The organism is Nostoc sp. XA010 (assembly GCF_020829625.1).
Taxonomy (GTDB): domain Bacteria; phylum Cyanobacteriota; class Cyanobacteriia; order Cyanobacteriales; family Nostocaceae; genus Nostoc.
The window spans coordinates 185,884-205,566 of record NZ_JAIVFX010000010.1 but is presented as its reverse complement, the minus strand read 5'-3'; the positions used below and the strand labels follow the sequence as shown (position 1 = coordinate 205,566).

The following is a 19,683-nucleotide window of genomic DNA, read 5'->3' as shown; positions in this document are numbered from 1 at the left end:
CAGGTTTTGCTAAAGCAGGAAATTACAAATCAATATGTGCATAATTCACAAGAATGGGTTGATTTAAATATTTCTACATCAGGTTTATTGAATTTGACTATTGTAAGCGATCGCTTTATTAGTTTATCTACTCCCCAGCGTAAAGAGCAAATCTCAGGCTTACTTAAATCTTACGTCCCTCATTTATCTCCTGGATTTCTCTCCTTATATACGCTTCAAGAAGCGCAGTCGCTGAATCTTTCACCACCACAGGTTTTAAGTTCAGTCTCAGTAAAAACTTGGCAAGATTTAGCTATCCAAGCAGCAAATCCGCAAAATCAATTAACCACACCCCAGCGCGAACCTAGTTTACCCAGGACAGTGACATTTTATTCCTTTAAAGGAGGAGTAGGACGCACTACAGCATTAACTCATGTTGCTTGGATTTTAGCAATGCGGGGACGTAAAGTTGTAGCTGTTGATTTAGATTTAGAAGCACCGGGTTTGAGTACAGCATTTAACCTCAAACCACAACCAAAATATGGAATTGTTGACTATTTTTATGAGCGTTCCTACTTACCAGAAGGAATAGAGGCAAATATTTCAATTGCAGAAATATTTGGTGAAGTGAGAATACCGAACGCTACAGGGAGATTATTTGTTGTTCCTGCTGGTTTTCTTAATCTTGATTATGTTTCTAAGGTTGATGATCTCCATGCTACTACCGTTATTGATGGAGATCAAAGTCTTTGGTCTGTTTTCAAACGTGAAATTTATGAACAATTAAAACCAGATATTCTCTTAATTGATTCGAGAACCGGAATTAATCAATGGGGAGCTTTATCATTAATCCAAGCTGCCGACGAAGCAATCATTTTCCTTTTCCCTAATGAACAAAATAAACAGGGCATAGAACTACTTTTACAATCGCTTCAAAGCCTGAAAAAATTATCAATTAATTTTGTTTTTTCTCCTGTACCTGATATTACTAAAATAGGCTTATCTAAAGTAACAGAAATTTGCAAATCTTTGTTTGAAAGGATAAAAATCGTAAATAATGAAAATAATAACGAGGAAGACATAGATAATTATCAATCAAAAATAGAGGAACCTTTAGTAGTTCCTTACATACACCTAATTGCTTTGGCTGAAAACTATCCTGTTCCAGCTTTACTAGATTACTATAATAAAATTGCCAATTTGATTGATGAAGAAACTGATGATCTCCAACGCAAAAATGTTTTAGCTAACTCAGAAAAACGCTGGACTATTATTGAAAGCCTGCAATTTCCTGAAGTAAATGCTGCTGATACAGAACATTTGGGTCTAATATTTCAGCGTACCACTGATTTTGAAAAATTCTTAGATGATACTACCTGTTTGATAAGAGGACGAAAAGGAACAGGTAAAACTGCTCTGTATTCGCTTTTTCTAAAACACAAAAGCGTTGGTCAAAAACTGGCTCATGGACGATTAGATAATACTGTATTTTTGTCAGCACATGGTAGATTTAAGGAAAGCCGTCCCTCTCGTGATGAATTCCAAGTCATCCATCGGCATTTGCAGCAAAATGATGGAACATGGGAATCTTTTTGGAGAGCTTATTTACTGCTGAGATGTCATCAAGAAAAATTATTTAAATTTCCTAGAAATAATAAATTTAGCCGATTGAAAGAAATTATTAATAAGTTATCTACAGAAGGCTGGCAGTATGAATCTACCCAAGCTTTACTACAACTGTCTACTCATTCTGATCTACGGCTTATCGTCAAAGATGCCATAAACATAATTCATCAAGAAGCTAAAGATAAATCTCAAAAACTGTGGTTTCTTTACGATGATTTAGATGAAGACTTTCGTCAAGCAGGAGAAGTAAGACAGCAAGCAATCACGGGCTTATTTCAATTGATTCAGTCTTGTTATGCCAACAGATTAACAGCAATTAGGTTTAAAGTTTTCTTGAGAGAAGATATATGGAATCGCTTAATTTTTGACAACAGAAGTCATTTCAATGGACGCGATATTCTATTACAATGGACTAGGGTTGATTTTTTACGATTAGCACTGCGCCAAGTAATACAGTCTCAAGATTTCAAGAACTTGGTTGATAAATTCTCTCCTATTGCTGTTGAAAGTATTGATCAAGCTGGTGAAGAAGTGATTGATAAAGCTTTAGAATTACTTTGGGGAAGTCGTCGGAGAACAGGAGACAAAGCTAAATATGTATCCAGATGGGTTTATGAAAGATTAACAGACTCAAGTGGTACTACCTTTCCTCGAAGTTTAAGCATATTATTAGAAGGAGCAAAAGAGCAAGAATTAAGCTATAAAGGAAAATCATCAATTCAACCACCTACTGACCGCTTACTGCGAAGTAAAGCTTTAGAATTCGGGTTGAAGAAAGCATCAGAAAAACGCTGTGATGAAATCCGAGAGGAATATCCTGATTTGGCTAATTTTTTTGAATCCCTCAAGCTTAAATCAGCCTTTTTAACTCAAGATGAATTACATACTATATGGCAAGATTCAGCACATGATATTGCATATTTTGAAGAATTTGCTTCTTTTTTAAGTGAAATTGGCATTATTGAATGGCGCGAAAAAGAACAACGCTATAAATTTGCGGATATCTATGTATATGGTTTTGAAATGATTCGCCAAGGTGCAGTATAAAAATATTTTTGATTTTATATTTCAGGTTGTATAGAACTTCTCGCAGGTTTGAGTTTTAAAAGATTTGGCTCGGCAATTTTTGTGGGAGGATATTATGAAAGAATCTGTAATTTATCAATATATCGTTATATCCTTCAAAAGGAAGCGTTGAAAGTGATTAGTCGTCAGCTTAAACGGCGCTTTGGTGATATTGATGCATCATTAGTTGAACAGGTTCGGAATTTATCTGCTGAACAGTTAAAGGAGTTGGGAGAAGATTTGCTTGATTTTTCGGAAGTTGCTGATTTGGTAGCTTAGTTAGAATAGCAGGAACAAGCTTAATCAAAATGAATACAAACGCCCTTTATTACTAACAGCGGTTAAGAAAATCTTCAGGTTCAATAGCAGCTTGCTTTAAAATTGCACGTAATGTTCCTTCTGGCATATCATCAGAATGATTTTGGGAATAGTAGTGTAACGATTAGTTTCAGGATTAAACCAGATTTCATGACTCCCTACGGCTTGACGATGAAAAACAAAGCCAAAGGTTTTTAAGATTTTGATAATCTGTATGTAGCTCAAGCCAGCTAGCCGTCCCATGAATTGACTACTGACATACAACTAAAGGATAGTTAAATTGTTCAGCTATTGGTTGCAAATAATCTAGCTTTTGATGAAAGTGGTTTTGTCTATATGGTCTATCGCACTAGCGTACACCTTGGTGAAAACAATGATAAATTGCAAGTAAAGTAGCAAAGAATGCATTAAATAAACATAAGGTATCTGAAGTTTAATCTTGAATTTATAAATGACCTGCAATCCGCAAGTAGCAGAAGGTTGGCATGGCAAACTTAATTTAGTCTATGCCGATCGCCAGGGTAAAACCCAATTAATTTACAATCACCAGCAAGCGCCCCTGAAGGTACAACGCCCATTTTACCCAGAAGGGGAAAAAGTTTGTCATAGCGTCATTTTACACACGGCTGGGGGAATGGTGGGAGGCGATCGCTTATCCTCTAACATCCACCTCCAACCCCAAACCCAAGCCTTAATCACTACAGCTGCTGCAAGCAAGATATACCGCAGCAATGGCTTACAAGCTAGACAAACCATCCAAATGCAAGTTGATGCTGGTGCTTGTTTAGAATGGTTGCCGCAAGAGACAATTTTATTTAACGACGCGATTTATCGGCAAGATTTACGGGTAGAATTAGCAACCGGGGGCAGTTGGTTAGGCTGGGAAATTACCCGATTTGGTCGCAGTGCTAGAGGAGAAAAATTCTTGCAAGGAGAATGGCGATCGCACACAGAAATTTGGCAAGAAGGTATTCCTTTATGGATTGATCGGCAATGGTTACGGGGTAGCGAAGAAATTTTCCACAGCCCCCACGGTTTGGCTGGAAAACCAATAGTAGGTAGTCTAGTTTGGGTTGGTGGTGCAGTTTCAGCAGAAATTGTCGAAAAAACGCGAAATTTATGGAATGGGGAAGGAGAAGCGGGTGCTAGCCGATTACAACATGGATTATTGTGTCGATATCGCGGTGCTTCTACGTCTGAGGTGAGAAACTGGTTTATTAATGTTTGGCAGATGCTGCGAGTTTCTTTTTTGAATCGTGGTAATTGTTGTATACCAAGAGTGTGGCAGCTTTGAACGAACCACGAAGGCGCGAAGGACGCGAAGGAAGAGGTAAGAATGCAATTGACGCCGCAGGAAAAAGATAAGCTATTAATTTTTACAGCTGCTTTATTAGCAGAAAGACGTAAAGGAAGGGGTTTAAAACTGAATTATCCTGAAGCGATCGCTTATATTTCTGCTGCCATTTTAGAAGGTGCAAGGGATGGGCAAACTGTAGCTGAATTAATGAGTTATGGTACAACTCTATTGACGCGGGATGATGTCATGGAAGGTATACCTGAAATGGTGCATGACGTACAGGTAGAAGCAACTTTTCCTGATGGCACAAAGTTAGTAACAGTACATAATCCAATTCGTTAATTTTTGAATTTATTATGATTCCTGGGGAAATTATCACACCATTAGGTGAAATTGAACTAAATGTTGGTCGTCCAACTATAAAATTACAAGTTTCAAATACAGGCGATCGCCCCATACAAGTAGGTTCCCATTATCACTTTTATGAAGTTAACACTGCCTTACATTTTGACAGAGAACAAGCGCGAGGAATGCGCCTCGATATCCCCGCCGGAACCGCAGTCCGCTTTGAACCAGGCGACGAAAAAGAAATAACTCTAATCCCCCTCGTCGGTACTCGCCAAGTCTACGGCTTCAACGCCAAAATTAACGGAAACCTCTAAAACCTCCGCGTCCCTTTGCGTTAAAAAAAGGATTTTATATGCCTTACAGAATGGATCGCCGCGCCTACGCCGAAACCTACGGTCCCACAATAGGCGATCGCATCCGACTTGCAGACACAGAATTATTTATAGAAGTTGAACAAGATTTCACGACTTACGGCGATGAAGTAAAATTCGGTGGCGGTAAAGTCATCAGAGATGGAATGGGACAATCCCCCATTTCTAATGCCGATGGTGCTGTAGATTTAGTAATTACTAATGCCTTAATTCTCGATTGGTGGGGTATTGTCAAAGCGGATATCGGCATTAAAGATGGCAAGATTTTCAAAATTGGTAAAGCTGGAAATCCTTATATTCAAAATAATGTAGATATTATTATCGGCCCCGGAACCGAAGCCTTAGCTGGTGAAGGAATGATTCTCACTGCTGGTGGTATTGATGCCCATATTCATTTTATTTGTCCCCAACAAATTGAAGTGGCGATCGCTTCCGGTATTACCACCATGATCGGCGGTGGTACTGGCCCAGCTACGGGTACAAATGCCACTACCTGCACCCCCGGCCCTTGGAACATTTACCGAATGCTGCAAGCTGCTGATGCCTTTCCCGTGAACTTAGGATTTTTGGGTAAAGGTAACGCCAGTCAACCCCAAGGACTTGTAGAACAAGTAGCCGCCGGAGCAATGGGGTTAAAACTACATGAAGACTGGGGAACTACACCCGCAGCAATTGATACTTGCCTTAGTGTTGCCGAGGAATATGATGTGCAAGTAGCGATTCATACTGATACCCTGAATGAAGCCGGATTTGTCGAAGATACGATCGCTGCGTTCAAGAATCGTACTATCCACACCTACCACACTGAAGGCGCAGGCGGAGGACACGCACCAGATATTATCAAAGTTTGCGGCCAAGCCAATGTTCTGCCATCTTCCACTAATCCCACACGTCCTTATACTCTAAATACCTTAGACGAACACCTAGATATGTTGATGGTATGCCATCACCTCGATCCAGCGATCGCTGAAGATGTCGCTTTTGCCGAATCTCGCATCCGTCGAGAAACCATTGCTGCTGAAGACATTTTGCACGACTTAGGCGCATTTAGCATGATTTCTTCCGATTCCCAGGCAATGGGAAGAGTAGGTGAAGTGATAATTCGCACCTGGCAGACATCTCACAAAATGAAGGTGCAACGAGGAACTCTTAACACACAAGGAACTAAGCAAAAAGCAGACAATTTTCGTGCAAAAAGGTATGTTGCTAAGTATACAATTAACCCTGCGATCGCTCACGGAATTGCTGAATATGTGGGTTCAGTGGAAGAAGGAAAATTAGCAGATTTATGTTTGTGGCGTCCCGCGTTTTTTGGCGTGAAACCAGAGATAGTCATTAAAGGCGGAATGATTGCATGGTCGCAAATGGGCGATGCTAACGCCAGTATTCCCACACCACAACCAGTGTATATGCGACCGATGTTTGGTAGTTTTGCAGGGGCGCGTCATGCTACATCATTAACTTTTGTTTCCCAAGCAGCTTTAGAGAAAGAAATACCCAGCCAGTTAGGTTTACAAAAGGCAACAGTTGCAGTTTCTGGGACACGCCAATTGAGTAAGCGGGATATGAAGCTGAATGATGCACTACCCCACATTGAAGTAGATCCAGAAACATACCAAGTCAGGGCAGATGGTGAGTTGCTCATTTGTGAACCTGCGACAGTTTTACCAATGGCACAGAGGTACTTTTTGTTTTAATTCATCACAGATCAATTTACTGAAGTAAGAAGTTACCAAGAAAGGATTATCGAAACTTATAAAGACGTGGATAAAGATTTAAAATGCAAAATTAGGAAATTTTTTTGTTATTTTACGTTTCTAATTTACTTATTGGTAATAGCAAGTTATGCTCAATTTTTTGTCTAATTTTCTCGCTAATATTACAATCGCTGTTTAAGCACTTAACCAGGAGCTTGTTACTATTATATACTGCTGTACTAGTTTAGCTTGTCTATAACTGAAAACTAAGAAGGCACTCTTAGTCTTGGGCGATCACTTACGCAATTATATCTCCAGTTCCCTACGGAAACCGATACATTAAAGGCTACAAGTCATTCCACCATCTGCTGTATTCAAAGCTAAAATTTTACCAGCCATAATTTAATAGTAAAAAATACTTTTTAGGTAGGGAGGTTTACTAAAAAACTTGGCAGACAAATTGTTACAAATACAGCCAGTCTTACAAAAATTTACTTTTACCCCGTACCTTGCATCTATATGACTTCACAATCTTCTCGGTCTGACAAAATTCTAGTTGTTGATGACTCTCCTGATAACGTGTTTTTGATCAAAACTATTTTGGAGGAAGAAGGTTACACCATTAGCACCGCAGAAAATGGTATTTCAGCCTTGGCAGAATTGAAAGCTTCTCCTTGTGACTTAGTTCTGCTGGATCTGATGATGCCAGATATGGATGGGTACGAAGTCACCAAGCACATTCGTGGAGATATGAAATTGCCACAATATATCCCCATACTGCTAATCACTGCCCACGATGCGCCCAACGTCGCCCACGGATTAGACTTGGGTGCTGATGATTTCATCCGCAAACCTGTAACAGTAGATGAATTGCTGGCACGAGTGCGATCGCTACTGCGTTTGAAGCATAGTATGGATGAACGTGATGAAATTGCCCGCCAGCGAGAAGATTTTGTCTCCCGCCTCACCCACGACTTACGCACTCCCTTGGTAGCCGCCGATCGCATGTTGATGCTATTTCAACAAGGAGCGTTGGGAACATTATCAGCGCAAATGCAGGAAGTAATCGCCATCATGGCGCGTAGCAATGTAAACCTGCTTTCTATGGTCAATACCTTATTAGAAGTTTATCGCTTTGAAGCAGGTCGCAAGAGTTTGGCGTTTCAACCAGTTAATCTTGGCCAATTGCTAGAGGAGGTGACTGGAGAATTAGCACCTCTAGCTCAAGACAAAACACTGTCTCTAAATTTAGACCTTACTGAGGAGTCAAGCACAAAAACAGTGATGGGCGATCGCTTAGAACTGCATCGTCTATTCACCAATCTTATAGGGAATGCGATCAAATTTACCGACTCTGGGTCTGTTACTATTCGTTTAACTTCTCAACGTCAGTTTGATAAAAATAGTCAATCTCAGTTATCAGAAAAATATAATTCCGTTGAATATATTAGTATTGAGATAGCGGATACCGGCCCAGGCATTCCTGCTGAAGAACAAGCCACCATATTTGAACGATTTCGCCAAGGCAGCCACAAGAGTTCTGGTAGTGGCTTAGGACTCTACCTTGCTCGCCTAATTGTCGAGGCACATCAAGGCATTATTTTGCTAAATTCTGAGTTGGGCAAAGGGAGTGTATTTATTGTCCTTTTACCCACTAAAAAATGACAAAATTAGCAATTATCAATTATGAATTATCGAATTTTTACCCTGATAATTCATGATTTATAACTTGATTTCTCTCCACCGAAATGTTCAAATAAATGTTTTCGCTATAAAGTAAAATACTAAAAATTAACGAATCAAATATACTCACATAGCAACGCTAAGATTAAATAAATACTTTTTTAGGGTACAAAAGAATGATTACCACTGAATTATCTAACGTTGGCAATATTATCCAGAATCAGCGTGAGTTTTTTAATAGTGGCAAAACTAAAGATGTCACTTTTCGCATTGAGCAGCTTAAAAATCTCAAGCAAGCAATTATTGAGCATGAACAGTCAATAGTCGAGGCATTAAAAGCAGATTTACATAAACCAGAAGTGGAGATTTACCTTACAGAAATTGGTGTCATCAAAGAAATAGATTATGCCATAAAACACCTCAAAAACTGGACTAAGCCCAAAAAAGCACCCGTTTCTTTTGATTTTTTTTCCTACTCGGCGAGAATTTATCCAGAACCGTTGGGGGTTGTCTTAATTATTGGCCCTTGGAACTATCCATTTCAATTAATTATCTCACCGTTAGTAGGTGCGATCGCAGCCGGTAATTGTACCATTATCAAACCTTCAGAAATTGCTTCTCATACCTCTGATGTCATTGCTAAGATTATTACCAAACATTTTGATCCTGCTTATATTGCAGTGGTTCAAGGAGGCGTCGAAGCAAGTCAAAAATTACTGGCAGAAAAATTTGACCATATCTTTTTTACTGGTGGCACAGCCGTCGGCAAAATCGTTATGGCAGCAGCAGCAAAATATCTCACACCAGTTACTTTAGAATTAGGTGGTAAAAGTCCTTGTATTATAGATAGTGACATTAATCTTGAACATACTGTCAGACGAATTACTTGGGGTAAATTTATTAATGCTGGACAAACATGTATTGCCCCTGACTATCTTTTAGTTAATAAAACAATCAAAAAAGATTTAATAGATGGACTAGAAAAATGCGTAAAAGAATTTTATAGCGATAATCCAGCAAACAGTCCTGATTTTGCCAGGATTATCAGTCAAAAACACTTTGATAGATTGGTTAACTTTCTCAAAGATGGTGAAGTTATCATTGGTGGAGAAACTCAACCTTCAGAGTGTTATATCGCCCCCACAGTGATTGATAATGTCTCCTTAGAAGATTCTATAATGCAGGAAGAAATTTTCGGCCCCATTCTACCCATCATTGAATATACTGACATTGCAGAAGCGATCGCCTTGATTAACTCTAAATCTAAACCCTTGGCGTTATACTTATTTTCTCAAAACAAAAATCTACAAAATCGAGTCTTGCAGGAAACCTCCTCTGGTGGAGTTTGTATTAACGACACAGTGATGCAGGTTGGTGTCTCGTCTTTACCATTTGGTGGGGTGGGAGATAGCGGTATTGGCAACTATCACGGCAAAGCTAGTTTTGACACCTTTTCCCATAACAAAAGTGTATTGCAAAACTCTTTCTGGCTCGATTTAAAATGGCGATACGCACCATATCAGGGCAAATTGCCTTTAATCAAGAAACTTTTGGGTTAAAAAAGTTAGGAGTTATGAGTTAGGAGTTATGAATTAAGAATTATGAGTTATGAATTTTTAACTCTAAATTCCTAACTTCTATGTTCTAACTCCTAACTCTTAATTATTAAAACCCAAAACCGTTGCTACCCAAAAGCGTTGCTGTAACGCTCCTCAGCCCAAGGTTCACCACGGCGGTGGTAGCCATTGCGCTCCCAAAAACCAAGTTCTTCAGCAGCTAAAAATTCCAAGCCATTAATCCACTTAGCACTTTTCCAAGCGTACAAATGGGGAACAACTAGCCGCATCGGGCCACCGTGTTCAGATGGAAGGGGTTCACCAAAGACTTTAAAAGCAAAGAAGTTTTCTTCGCGCATAAAATCTTCTACAGAAATATTGGTAGTGTAGCCGCCGTAACAGTGTTCCATAATATGGGCTACTTTGGGGTCTAGTTCAATCAGACCCATGAAATCTGTTACTTTTATGCCAGTCCATTTGACATCCAGTTTAGACCAGCGCGTTACACAGTGAAAGTCTGCCGTGAATTCGTGTTGAGGCAGCGCCATAAAGTCTGACCAACTAAAAGTAGCAGGTTTTGCCAAACCCCAAACTCGAAATTCCCATTCCTCAATGCTGACTTGGGGAGTTGCACCGTAAGTTAATACGGGGAAACCTTTAGCTAAGTGTTGACCAGGAGGGACGCGTTCACCCTCTTCCTTCCCTGGTTTCTGAAAAAATTTTCCTAGCATAGTTAGAGAAAACTTATTTTTCTCAAGATGTGTACAAGCTTTTTTGCTGAGTTGCCAACAGCACCAGATGTTTAACTCTTTATATGATTACTTGATTGTTACTCGTAAATGATAGGTAATGGGTAATGGATATTCCCAATTACTCACTACCAATTTTTTCGATCTAATGAGCTTGTGTAGAGTATCTAAAATTCATAATGCAATCAGGAAAGCTAAAAAAAGCATTTATCCAATGGTCGGTGCTGTTCACGCTTTTCCTGACTGGGAAATTATGATTCTTCTTCCTCTTCTTCAGCAGCTGGATATACGAATGTAGAACGTCCAGTCAAAATTGATTTGCCCAGAGATAGGGCTTTTTGAGCTTCAACGACGGCTTTGTGCCTCCAGGTAGCTCGACGTTTATCTCGTTTTGATTTTGAAGTTTTCTTCTTAGGAACAGCCATGTCAGCAGATATCGCGATTCTTGACAACCTTACTATTCTAGGCCATCCACTGACGCGAAGGACAACAGTAAAGGCAATTAATCAATTGCCTCTACTGAAAATTAGGGTTTCGACTATTTTTTGGGTAAGCCCTGGTTACTTTCCAAGAAAAGTAGCGATCGCGCAGTTTTGAAGTAAGTTGCCCAATTTTGAGCATCGGGACGCGATCGCCACTGGGGACGACTGACATCTAATGTCAGAACGGGTGCGATCGATCCATTATTTTGTACGGACACAATGATTGAAACATCTGTCACCAAGATATCTTGATCGAAACTCCGTTGAGCAGATGCTCTAGCGGCTGCTTCCGCCCTTCTGAGAACGGTTTCATAGTTTTCATCTGGCAGGCGGTCAATAGCTAGATCAACTCTAGCTGTGTAAGCTCGTACAACCTGAGGTGCGATCGCTTCCATCAAAAACCACGCAGGAACAGTAGATATAAGCAAAACTACTAAAGGAATTATCCGGATTCTTCTGGCAATTTGGCTAATAACTGACAAGGGAGTGATCGATGATGGTAGGTGAGCAGAAATTTTGCTCATAACCTTCTATCTCCTTAGTAATAATCTTTTATTGAAATTAGGTAAAAGGTATTTTCCGGTCTATCTACGTAATAAAAATTACATTCTAACTTAAGATTCAATCAGAATCACCTAGACTATAAAACATAGGTTAGCTTTGTTTTTTGGGCAAAGCCAACCGCAATTTTAAGACCAGCAAACAATAACTGACAAATAGCGGGATGGCAAATTACTGGGCGATTGCGATTGGCATCAATCAATATCAGTTATTTCAACCTTTAAGTTGTGCCCAAGCAGATGCTGAGGCACTAGAGGATTTTTTGGTGACGGAGGCAGGTTTTCTCCCCAAACACTGTCTGCTAATGACGGATACCTCACCGCCGATTGGGGATAGATCAACTTATCCGACTAAAGAAAATATTTTGCTGCTGCTTGAGGATTTGGCAGCGACAAGTTGGCAACCAGAAGATTATCTGTGGTTATTTTTTAGCGGTTATGGGGTCAACTACAAGGGCAAAGATTACTTAATGCCAGCAGAGGGCAACCCCGATCTCGTGCAAGAGACTGGCATAGAATTGCGATCGCTAATGCAAAGTCTGCAACTTGCTGACTTGAATGTATTATTATTACTCGATATCAACCGCGCTTTTGGCACTCAAGCGGATGCTCCCGTTGGTGAAGAAACAATAGAATTAGCCCAAGAACTACAGCTGGCGACAATTCTTTCTTGTCAACCAGAGCAATTTTCTCATGAAAGTACCGAATTAGGTCACGGATTCTTTACAGCAGTCTTGTTAGAAGCTTTGCGTTCTGGTAATGGCAGCAACTTGGCAGATTTAGAAAGCTACCTAAGCCTGATCATGCCAAAAATATGTCACCACCACTGGCGTCCTGTCCAAAACCCTGCCACTATTATCCCATCAAGGCAGCAGGTAATCTTGCCAAAATTGGTGATGGAAAGCGACTTGCAATCAGAACCGGTGATTTATCCCGAAGAATCCTTTGCTGTTGCCCTTGCGGCTCCTCCCCTCGACGATTACCCTAAAACTTCAGCAGAACGGGGCAGATGGGGAGAAGCGACTATGAACTCCTCCCAACAGGTAAAAGCTCGCAAGGTAGAAAAATTTAAAGCTCAACAAGTCCAATCAGCTACCGGCTTAGTTTCCCAGCCAATGGCGGAAACTTCTTTAGGAGTGAATCCAAGCGGAAGATTTATCCCCAATTCCTCGAAAGGTTACGTTTCTCGATTGCCATCGAATCAGCCAAGCATCCCTTTTTGGAAACAGTTTATTTTATGGGGCGGAGGCAGCTTGCTAGTAGCAGGTTTAATCGCCGTAGTTTTTCTCCGTAATCAAGAAACTTTTAAAATTAAGCAAATATCAAGTACATCACCCAATGTTGCTGCAAGCGATCGCACTCCACCAGTTAGACTTAAAAATCAATCTAGCGCTCAAATAACTTCTAGTTCCGAGCCAGAAAAGCGGAATCAAGCAGTATTAGACTTGGCGAAGATGTCGCTCAGACAAACTCAGGCTAGCGATTTGAGCATGGCGATCGCTACAGCCCGGAAAATTCGACCTGGTGAACCACTCTACGATCAAGCTCAGGAGAATATTAAGATTTGGAGCCAGATGATTTTAGATTTAGCAGAGGGACGTGCTAAACAAAGACAGTATGCTAGCGCTATTGCTGCTGCTCGATTAATCACCAAAGATGAAGCCCCCTATGCCAAAGCACAAGCAGCAATTAACCTGTGGCGGTTAGAGGGCAAGCAGTATGTAAGTAACAAAACTCTTTTAGATGCAGCTAATGCCTTAATTAAGTCTGGACAGGCATCTACTTACAATCGGGCGATCGAAGTTGCGAAGAAAGTATTACCTGGTCAACCTGGTTTCGATACTGCCCAAAAATCGATCAATAAATGGAGTGAGAAAATTTTAGACCTGGCCAAGCGTCGCGCCACTGAAGGAGAACTTAATGCCGCAATTGCGACTGCTGCTTTAGTGCCAGAGGAGACAGGCGCTTACGAAGACGCTCAGGATGCTATTCAAAAATGGCAAAAAAAATAGCCAATTAATAAATAGTTAGGAGTTAGGAGTTAGGAGTTAGAAATTTTAATTCCTCACTCATCACTCCTCACTCCTCACTTTTCCCTCAGCAGTACTGTGATACATCTTCGCCGCATTCATCGGCTAGATAGCACAGTGCTCGGAAACGTAAACCAACCACTTCTTCATATAAGGGGTTGAGTTTGCACATGGGCGGAATGTGAAACAAGGTTTTCCCAAATAATTTGACATCTCGCTCAAAGGGGCACTGAGATGGAATCAGCTTGCACAAGCGGTGAGCTAGTTGGCGATCGCGGACTTGAATGTTTTCTACACGCTGCCGTAGGGGTTGGAGAATATCCCAGTAAGGCTTAGAAACAGAACGGTTTAGCTGGGTTTTTTGATGGTCACTAGTTTCTGCTTGATTGATTGATACCCAGCTTGCCAGAAAAATCTTTTTTGTGGTATTGTCGAATACCTTCATGGTTAATCCTCTGTGTTATTGAGGTTATTCATCTTTTGGATGAATATATACAACGTGGCAACGAACTTTCCCGGAAAAATCGCGTTCTGACTGCGATATAATGTAATACCTGATTAGCCACTTAAGTCAGAACCTAATTTATTACTACGTCAAGTTAATCGCAAATTTATGGGGATCGGTAGTGTAATATTCCGATCTTGTTCATAACTTGACACAGTTTAAATTTTAGTAAAGACATCCGTCATTGGATAGGTTTTAGTGTAACATTTACAAACCTTAATATAAGATTTTTCTGAAAGTATTTTTGCTAAGTATAAATATCAGTAATATCCTAGCAGCCGTCTTTCCTCCCCGTATTCCCACTTCCCCACGTTCCCGCATCCTTTTTATTCCTGGCTGAATCTTGTAGAAATAGAGAAAAGTCTGTAGACGCTGTTGCTGTTTAAAGCCAGGTGGGTTGGCTTTCTCAGTGGATGCAGAGCGGCTAGACATGAAACATCGGTCGTAGCAAAGTCTCGGTAAAGAAAGTGATTCTTCTCCAATTTGCAATCTATAGCGTCTTAGGGCTAACTTATCTGGGGTTAGCATTGGGCTACATTCCTGGTTTACGCATGAACCGCGCCACCATTGCTTTGGTCGGTTCTGCCTTTTTAATTGCTTTAGGTGTTCTGAATTTACAGGAAGCATGGCAGGCTATTGATGCCAATACCATCGTATTTCTCTTGAGCATGATGGTAGTTAATGCCAACCTATCCTATGCAGGGTTTTTTAGGCGATCAATCTCAGCGATATTGAGTATCACTCGCAGTCCTCTAGGTTTGGTGATTGCTTTAACTTTTGGTAGTGGTATTCTCTCCGCCTTTTTTCTCAATGACACTATAGCGTTGATTTTCACACCCTTAACTTTGAGCCTGACTCAAGCTTTGGGTTTAAATGCAATTCCTTATTTACTAGCGATCGCTGGTGCAACTAATATAGGCTCGGTAGCAACTTTGAGCGGTAATCCTCAAAATATCCTGATTGGCTCCTTTTCAGGCATCTCCTATCTAGATTTTCTGCGTGTATTGGCCCCAGTTGCCCTTGTCGGCTTGGTAATTCAGATGATATTACTGTGGCTATTTTACCCAGATGTGCGCTCAGTCAAACCTTGTCAACAGGTAATAGTTGATAACCAACGTATTTTTAAACCCTTATTTAAAAAAACATTAGTCATCACAATTGGGCTGCTAATTGCATTTACTGTCGGTTTACCGTTAGGGGAGTCTGCTTTAGTTGCTGCTAGCTTATTGCTAATCACTCGGCGGGTTAAACCGCAACGCATATTGCAAAAGGTCGATTGGAACCTGCTGGTAATGTTTTCTGGATTGTTTATCTTGACGCGAGTCACGCAAAAGTTGAATTTGCTCCAGCCATTTACCCATGCAATCAACTCTGCTGCAAGTTTTTTGGGTGTAACTGTTGTTTTATCTAACTTGATTTCTAATGTGCCTGCTGTACTTCTGCTGCATCCCCTGGTTCCTCCAGGTGACACTAAGTATTGGCTATTGTTGGCAGCCGGATCAACTTTGGCAGGGAATCTAACTTTGTTTGGTTCAGTCGCCAACTTGATAGTTGTAGAAGCTGCTGCTGATTTAGGCTACAAACTAACTTTTTGGGAACATCTGCGCTTTGGAGCGCCTTTAACAGTGTGTACTTTAGTTCTAGTATACCTTTGGGTTCATTGAGGATATGTAGCAACAACCCTAAGCTGAAAACACCTGCTGGGCTGTCAGGGTTAGTTCTGCGAATGTTTGAGAAATAATCTGCTGGTTTCCAGTAAATATAGTTTGCTTGTAACTATTATTGTCTAACAAACACACCGTTACCTTATTTTCCAGAGGATCAACAATCCAATATTCGACCACACCTATAGCTGCATACTCAAAAGTTTTTTGATTATAGTCTCGGTCAATAGATTCAGGGCTTACCACTTCAACTAAAAGGGGTGGGGCAGTTTTGAGAATAGCTGAAGTACTTTCAATACTTTTTGCCTGTTCATTGGTAATCACACAAATATCAGGTCTTCTAAGTTGTTTATTGATCAGTACCTCTGTACCGTTAGGGCGCGGTTGTAAAGGCAGTCCCATTTTTTGAATTTCTAAAAAAAAGCGAACTAACAGTAGGGTGATAATCGCCTCATGTTTGCCAGTACCAGGAGGCATTTCTACCAGCACGTCATCCTCAATTCCATAGCGCTTGTCTGTGCCATCATCAAAATTAATGTATTCTTCAAGAGTACTAATTTTTATTGGTGTTTTAGTCATAGCAATCGCTTCTAAGAACTATAGGCAAGTACTATTTACTGTGATTTCTATACCCATAATAAAAGACTATATCTCACGCGAAAGCGCAAAGACGTTAGAAAAACTCTACGTCTCTGCGCCTCTGCATGAGATTTTTATCTTAAATTCTCTATGATGCTACCTGAGCAGCAGTCCGAGTGCGTCGTCTTCTCCCATCGGCAACTTTCACAGGTGGTTCATCAGGGATTTGCATCAACAAAGTCACAGATGGCTGACATTGCAATTCCCGACGGATGGAACGTTGCAATTCTCTTTCTAAAGTTCCTTGCAATCCACCCCAGTCTATATCTGCTGCTTGACCTTCGCTAGGAGCAAATTCTGTCCAGCGCACAGTTAAGATTTCTTCAATCCGTTGTTTGACCCAGGTTTGTAGGAGCGATCGCTCTACACTTGTAACTACACCCCGTAGGTGGACTTCTGGTTTTGCCAACAGTTTACCATTCCAATCAATGGCAGCTGCGATCGTAATAATGCCTTCTGAAGCCATGCGTTGCCGTTCTTGCAGGACGTTGGCACTTACCATACCCGAACTAGTAGTATCTACCAATTCGATCCCAGATGGCACTTTACCAGCGATGCGAATGGCATCTTCAGTCAGTTCGACAATATCACCATTCTGAATAATGATCATGTTTTCTGCGGGAATACCCATACTCTGAGCCGTTTCTGCGTGCTTCACTAGCATCCGATGTTCGCCGTGAAATGGCACAAAGAACTTGGGTCGAGTTAAGGCAATCATCAGCTTTTGTTCTTCCTGACAGCCGTGACCGGAGACGTGAATCCCTTTATCCCGACCATAGACTACTTTTGCACCCTGAATCATCAACTTATCAATGGTGTTGACTACTGCGATCGTATTTCCGGGAATTGGGTTAGCAGAGAATACTACCGTATCTCCTTGGCGAATTTTAATGTGAGGATGTTCTTTGTTGGCAATGCGGGTCATTGCTGCCATCGTTTCACCCTGAGAGCCTGTAGTTAAAATTAGTACTCTCTCATCAGGCAGATTCCGGACTGCGTGCAATGGTTGCAGCAGATTATCTTCACACTTGATGTAACCTAAATTACGGGCATGAGCAATCAAGTTCAGCATCGAACGCCCGACAATCGTGACTACACGATTTTGCTTCTTCGCGATATCCAAAATCATGTTGATGCGATGGACGCTGGAAGCAAAGGTAGTGACAAATAATCGTCCAGTAGCTTGACTAAATACTCTCTCAAGATTGGGATAAACTGAACGTTCCGAAGGTGTAAACCCTGGTATCTCAGCATTAGTGGAATCACTTAGCAGGCAAAGAACGCCTTTTTCACCATGTTCTGCTAAACGTTGCAAGTCAAACTTTTCACCATCCACTGGGGTATGGTCAATTTTAAAATCCCCTGTGTGAATGACTACACCAAGGGGAGTGTGAATGGCAACAGTAAAACTATCAGCAATGGAGTGGGTATTACGGATATATTCAACTAAAAAGTTTTTGCCAATCCGCACCACATCGCGTGGTAGAACTGTTCTGATTTCTGTGCGATCGCGCACTCCTGCTTCTTCTAATTTACCCTCTAGCATTGCCATTGCTAGTCTGGGCCCATAAATTACGGGGATATCAAATTGCTTGAGATGAAAAGCAATCCCGCCAATATGATCTTCATGACCGTGAGTAACGATCATTCCTTTAATTTTGTGGCGATTTTCCCGCAGATAGGTCGTATCTGGCAGAACAATATTTACTCCATGCATCGCCTCTGTGGGAAAAGCCAATCCTGCATCTAACAGGATAATTTCATCGTCATACTCAAAAAGACAGGTATTTTTCCCAATTTCATGCAAACCGCCCAAAGGAATAATTTTCAAGGCGGAATTATTAGCTTCGTTTTTAGCCATTTTCTCCTTAGATTGTTACTTGTGGTTAATTTAGTTGATAGTTAACGAACTTGTATTTAAGACAACATCATTTGTCTCTTAATTCAGTCCCAAAGCAATCAAGTTTTAATTGAAGATTTCAATTTTTTATTCAATAAAATCGACTGTACACTGAAGAATTTATAGTATGTCTATCAGTCCTAACACAGATTTTTAAATTGCAACTTATAAACAATTATGACCATTGTTTATATGTATCTTTAGAAAGCAGCAGATTAGCAGCCTTTAACCAGATGATGGCTAGATTAAACTAAGTTCTTTCAGAACCGCTTCTAACTTTTGACTTACTTCTAAGTCAGCTTCACATAGGGGCGGACGAGTTGAACCAACTTCCCAACCTTGAAGTTTCAGTGCTTTTTTCACTGGAATGGGATTTGAAGTGAGAAATAAAGCTTTAAACAACGGAAAGAGTTGGAGATGAATGTCGCTTGCTACCTCAATTTTCCCCATTCTAAAAGCTTGAATCATCTGCTGTAGTTGGTTTCCTACCAGATGAGAAGCCACACTTACCACGCCCTTTGCCCCGATGGCTAACAAGGGCAAAGTCATGTAATCATCACCAGAGTAGATGTCAAATTCTTTTGGTGTCAAGCGACGAATTTCGCTTGCCTGATCTATACTACCAGTGGATTCTTTAATTCCGACAATATTGCTAACCTCAGCTAACCGGGCAACTGTTTCTGGCTGAAGGTTTTGTCCGGTACGGCCGGGGACATTGTATAACAACAAAGGTAAGTCGGGACAGGCTTGTGCTATAGCCTGAAAGTGCGCTTCCAATCCCGCTTGTGGCGGTTTGTTGTAATAAGGAACAACTTGTAAGGAACCATGTACTCCTATTTTAGACGCTTTTTGGGTGGCTGCGATCGCTTCTTTAGTAGAATTTGAACCACAACCTGCAATCACCTTCGCTTTTCCTGCCACGGAGTGCAATACCTCGACAAACAATTGGTATTCCTCATCCCAAGTTAGGGTAGGGGATTCTCCGGTTGTGCCGCACACCACCAATGTATCTGTACCGTTGTTAGCTAGATGTGCCGCCAGTTCTGCCGCTACATCATAATCTACACTACCGTCTGCTTTAAACGGCGTAATCATAGCGGTTAAAACATTGCCAAAATCTCCCACCCTGTTTTCACTCCTGATTACCCATGTTTTTATATCTTGGTGGTTTTCTATTGTAATAACCTATGTGCAAATTTCTTTCAACAGTAATT

General features: G+C 40.8%; 18 protein-coding genes and 1 pseudogene. 10 read left to right on the top strand and 9 right to left on the bottom strand.

Translation table 11 applies throughout. The annotated features are described in order from the left end of the window. Nucleotides 1-6: 6 nt before the first annotated feature. Nucleotides 7-2,652, top strand: a complete 2,646-nt coding sequence (locus LC608_RS17155; RefSeq protein WP_229554680.1) for a ParA family protein — start codon at nt 7-9, stop codon at nt 2,650-2,652. Between the two features lie 48 nt (nt 2,653-2,700). Continuing rightward, nucleotides 2,701-2,949: a DUF4351 domain-containing protein gene (locus tag LC608_RS17150; protein ID WP_229554679.1), complete on the top strand. Its 249-nt coding sequence runs from the start codon at nt 2,701-2,703 to the stop codon at nt 2,947-2,949. A 96-nt stretch (nt 2,950-3,045) separates the two neighbouring features. On the opposite strand, the gene LC608_RS17145 is transcribed toward LC608_RS17150, so the two are convergent. After that, a complete protein-coding gene (locus tag LC608_RS17145) occupies nt 3,046-3,231 on the bottom strand; it encodes a type II toxin-antitoxin system HicA family toxin (protein WP_229554678.1) in 186 nt (61 codons plus the stop codon). A gap of 208 nt (nt 3,232-3,439) precedes the next feature. Here LC608_RS17145 and LC608_RS17140 point away from each other — a divergent pair, with 208 nt between their 5' ends. From LC608_RS17140 to ureC, 4 genes are read left to right on the top strand one after another with little or no spacing between them, the layout of a single operon-like run. Beyond that, complete coding sequence (locus tag LC608_RS17140; RefSeq protein ID WP_229554677.1) at nt 3,440-4,282, top strand: urease accessory protein UreD; 843 nt, start codon at nt 3,440-3,442, stop codon at nt 4,280-4,282. A 42-nt stretch (nt 4,283-4,324) separates the two neighbouring features. Continuing rightward, nucleotides 4,325-4,627: an urease subunit gamma gene (ureA, locus tag LC608_RS17135; protein WP_012407584.1), complete on the top strand. Its 303-nt coding sequence runs from the start codon at nt 4,325-4,327 to the stop codon at nt 4,625-4,627. A 14-nt stretch (nt 4,628-4,641) separates the two neighbouring features. After that, nucleotides 4,642-4,947, top strand: coding sequence for an urease subunit beta (locus tag LC608_RS17130; protein ID WP_229554676.1), 306 nt, complete (start codon nt 4,642-4,644; stop codon nt 4,945-4,947). Nucleotides 4,948-4,985: 38 nt separating this feature from the next. Beyond that, the gene (gene ureC / locus LC608_RS17125) at nt 4,986-6,701 is read left to right on the top strand and encodes an urease subunit alpha (RefSeq protein WP_229554675.1); all 1,716 of its coding nucleotides are present in this window, start codon (nt 4,986-4,988) and stop codon (nt 6,699-6,701) included. A gap of 112 nt (nt 6,702-6,813) precedes the next feature. On the opposite strand, the pseudogene LC608_RS37570 reads toward ureC, so the two are convergent. Beyond that, nucleotides 6,814-6,918 (bottom strand): annotated as a pseudogene (locus LC608_RS37570) (hypothetical protein); the annotation flags it as partial. Nucleotides 6,919-7,220: 302 nt separating this feature from the next. Here LC608_RS37570 and LC608_RS17120 point away from each other — a divergent pair. Then, a complete protein-coding gene (locus LC608_RS17120; protein WP_229554674.1) occupies nt 7,221-8,366 on the top strand; it encodes a hybrid sensor histidine kinase/response regulator in 1,146 nt (381 codons plus the stop codon). 194 nt (nt 8,367-8,560) lie between these two features. Beyond that, nucleotides 8,561-9,943, top strand: coding sequence for an aldehyde dehydrogenase (locus LC608_RS17115; RefSeq protein ID WP_229554673.1), 1,383 nt, complete (start codon nt 8,561-8,563; stop codon nt 9,941-9,943). A 125-nt stretch (nt 9,944-10,068) separates the two neighbouring features. On the opposite strand, the gene LC608_RS17110 is transcribed toward LC608_RS17115, so the two are convergent. The 3 genes from LC608_RS17110 to LC608_RS17100 all read right to left on the bottom strand — a co-directional run bounded on the left by LC608_RS17110 (nt 10,069) and on the right by LC608_RS17100 (nt 11,695). Continuing rightward, nucleotides 10,069-10,671, bottom strand: coding sequence for a sulfite oxidase-like oxidoreductase (locus LC608_RS17110; protein ID WP_229554672.1), 603 nt, complete (start codon nt 10,669-10,671; stop codon nt 10,069-10,071). Nucleotides 10,672-10,940: 269 nt separating this feature from the next. After that, nucleotides 10,941-11,114 (bottom strand): 50S ribosomal protein L32, encoded by a 174-nt coding sequence (rpmF, locus tag LC608_RS17105; protein WP_094328804.1) that lies wholly within the window; start codon nt 11,112-11,114, stop codon nt 10,941-10,943. Nucleotides 11,115-11,227: 113 nt separating this feature from the next. Beyond that, nucleotides 11,228-11,695, bottom strand: coding sequence for a hypothetical protein (locus LC608_RS17100; protein ID WP_229554671.1), 468 nt, complete (start codon nt 11,693-11,695; stop codon nt 11,228-11,230). 200 nt (nt 11,696-11,895) lie between these two features. On the opposite strand from LC608_RS17100, the gene LC608_RS17095 reads away from it, so the two are divergent. Next, nucleotides 11,896-13,743: a caspase family protein gene (locus tag LC608_RS17095; protein WP_229554670.1), complete on the top strand. Its 1,848-nt coding sequence runs from the start codon at nt 11,896-11,898 to the stop codon at nt 13,741-13,743. A gap of 85 nt (nt 13,744-13,828) precedes the next feature. Here LC608_RS17095 and LC608_RS17090 read toward each other — a convergent pair whose 3' ends face one another. Further along, the gene (locus LC608_RS17090) at nt 13,829-14,206 is read right to left on the bottom strand and encodes a Mo-dependent nitrogenase C-terminal domain-containing protein (RefSeq protein WP_229554669.1); all 378 of its coding nucleotides are present in this window, start codon (nt 14,204-14,206) and stop codon (nt 13,829-13,831) included. 527 nt (nt 14,207-14,733) lie between these two features. Here LC608_RS17090 and LC608_RS17085 point away from each other — a divergent pair. Next, nucleotides 14,734-15,930 (top strand): anion transporter, encoded by a 1,197-nt coding sequence (locus tag LC608_RS17085; RefSeq protein WP_229554668.1) that lies wholly within the window; start codon nt 14,734-14,736, stop codon nt 15,928-15,930. Nucleotides 15,931-15,948: 18 nt separating this feature from the next. Here the strand turns inward: LC608_RS17085 and LC608_RS17080 are convergent, their stop codons facing one another. From LC608_RS17080 to dapA, 3 genes are all read right to left on the bottom strand, one after another. Beyond that, nucleotides 15,949-16,509 carry a Uma2 family endonuclease gene (locus LC608_RS17080; protein WP_229554667.1) on the bottom strand — a complete coding sequence of 187 codons (561 nt, stop codon included), beginning with the start codon at nt 16,507-16,509 and terminating at the stop codon, nt 15,949-15,951. A gap of 148 nt (nt 16,510-16,657) precedes the next feature. After that, entirely contained in the window at nt 16,658-18,430 is a 1,773-nt protein-coding gene (locus tag LC608_RS17075; protein WP_229554666.1) for a ribonuclease J, read from the bottom strand. Nucleotides 18,431-18,709: 279 nt separating this feature from the next. Beyond that, the gene (dapA, locus tag LC608_RS17070) at nt 18,710-19,594 is read right to left on the bottom strand and encodes a 4-hydroxy-tetrahydrodipicolinate synthase (RefSeq protein ID WP_229554665.1); all 885 of its coding nucleotides are present in this window, start codon (nt 19,592-19,594) and stop codon (nt 18,710-18,712) included. Nucleotides 19,595-19,683 lie beyond the last annotated feature (89 nt).

What these genes read in the sequence shown, in the direction of transcription:
- LC608_RS17145 (WP_229554678.1), bottom strand. Translation starts at nt 3,231, where the DNA reads ATGGGACGGCTAGCTGGCTTGAGCTACATACAGATTATCAAAATCTTA.
- LC608_RS17140 (WP_229554677.1), top strand. Translation starts at nt 3,440, where the DNA reads ATGACCTGCAATCCGCAAGTAGCAGAAGGTTGGCATGGCAAACTTAAT.
- ureA (WP_012407584.1), top strand. Translation starts at nt 4,325, where the DNA reads ATGCAATTGACGCCGCAGGAAAAAGATAAGCTATTAATTTTTACAGCT.
- LC608_RS17130 (WP_229554676.1), top strand. Translation starts at nt 4,642, where the DNA reads ATGATTCCTGGGGAAATTATCACACCATTAGGTGAAATTGAACTAAAT.
- ureC (WP_229554675.1), top strand. Translation starts at nt 4,986, where the DNA reads ATGCCTTACAGAATGGATCGCCGCGCCTACGCCGAAACCTACGGTCCC.
- LC608_RS17120 (WP_229554674.1), top strand. Translation starts at nt 7,221, where the DNA reads ATGACTTCACAATCTTCTCGGTCTGACAAAATTCTAGTTGTTGATGAC.
- LC608_RS17115 (WP_229554673.1), top strand. Translation starts at nt 8,561, where the DNA reads ATGATTACCACTGAATTATCTAACGTTGGCAATATTATCCAGAATCAG.
- LC608_RS17110 (WP_229554672.1), bottom strand. Translation starts at nt 10,671, where the DNA reads ATGCTAGGAAAATTTTTTCAGAAACCAGGGAAGGAAGAGGGTGAACGC.
- rpmF (WP_094328804.1), bottom strand. Translation starts at nt 11,114, where the DNA reads ATGGCTGTTCCTAAGAAGAAAACTTCAAAATCAAAACGAGATAAACGT.
- LC608_RS17100 (WP_229554671.1), bottom strand. Translation starts at nt 11,695, where the DNA reads ATGAGCAAAATTTCTGCTCACCTACCATCATCGATCACTCCCTTGTCA.
- LC608_RS17095 (WP_229554670.1), top strand. Translation starts at nt 11,896, where the DNA reads ATGGCAAATTACTGGGCGATTGCGATTGGCATCAATCAATATCAGTTA.
- LC608_RS17090 (WP_229554669.1), bottom strand. Translation starts at nt 14,206, where the DNA reads ATGAAGGTATTCGACAATACCACAAAAAAGATTTTTCTGGCAAGCTGG.
- LC608_RS17080 (WP_229554667.1), bottom strand. Translation starts at nt 16,509, where the DNA reads ATGACTAAAACACCAATAAAAATTAGTACTCTTGAAGAATACATTAAT.
- LC608_RS17075 (WP_229554666.1), bottom strand. Translation starts at nt 18,430, where the DNA reads ATGGCTAAAAACGAAGCTAATAATTCCGCCTTGAAAATTATTCCTTTG.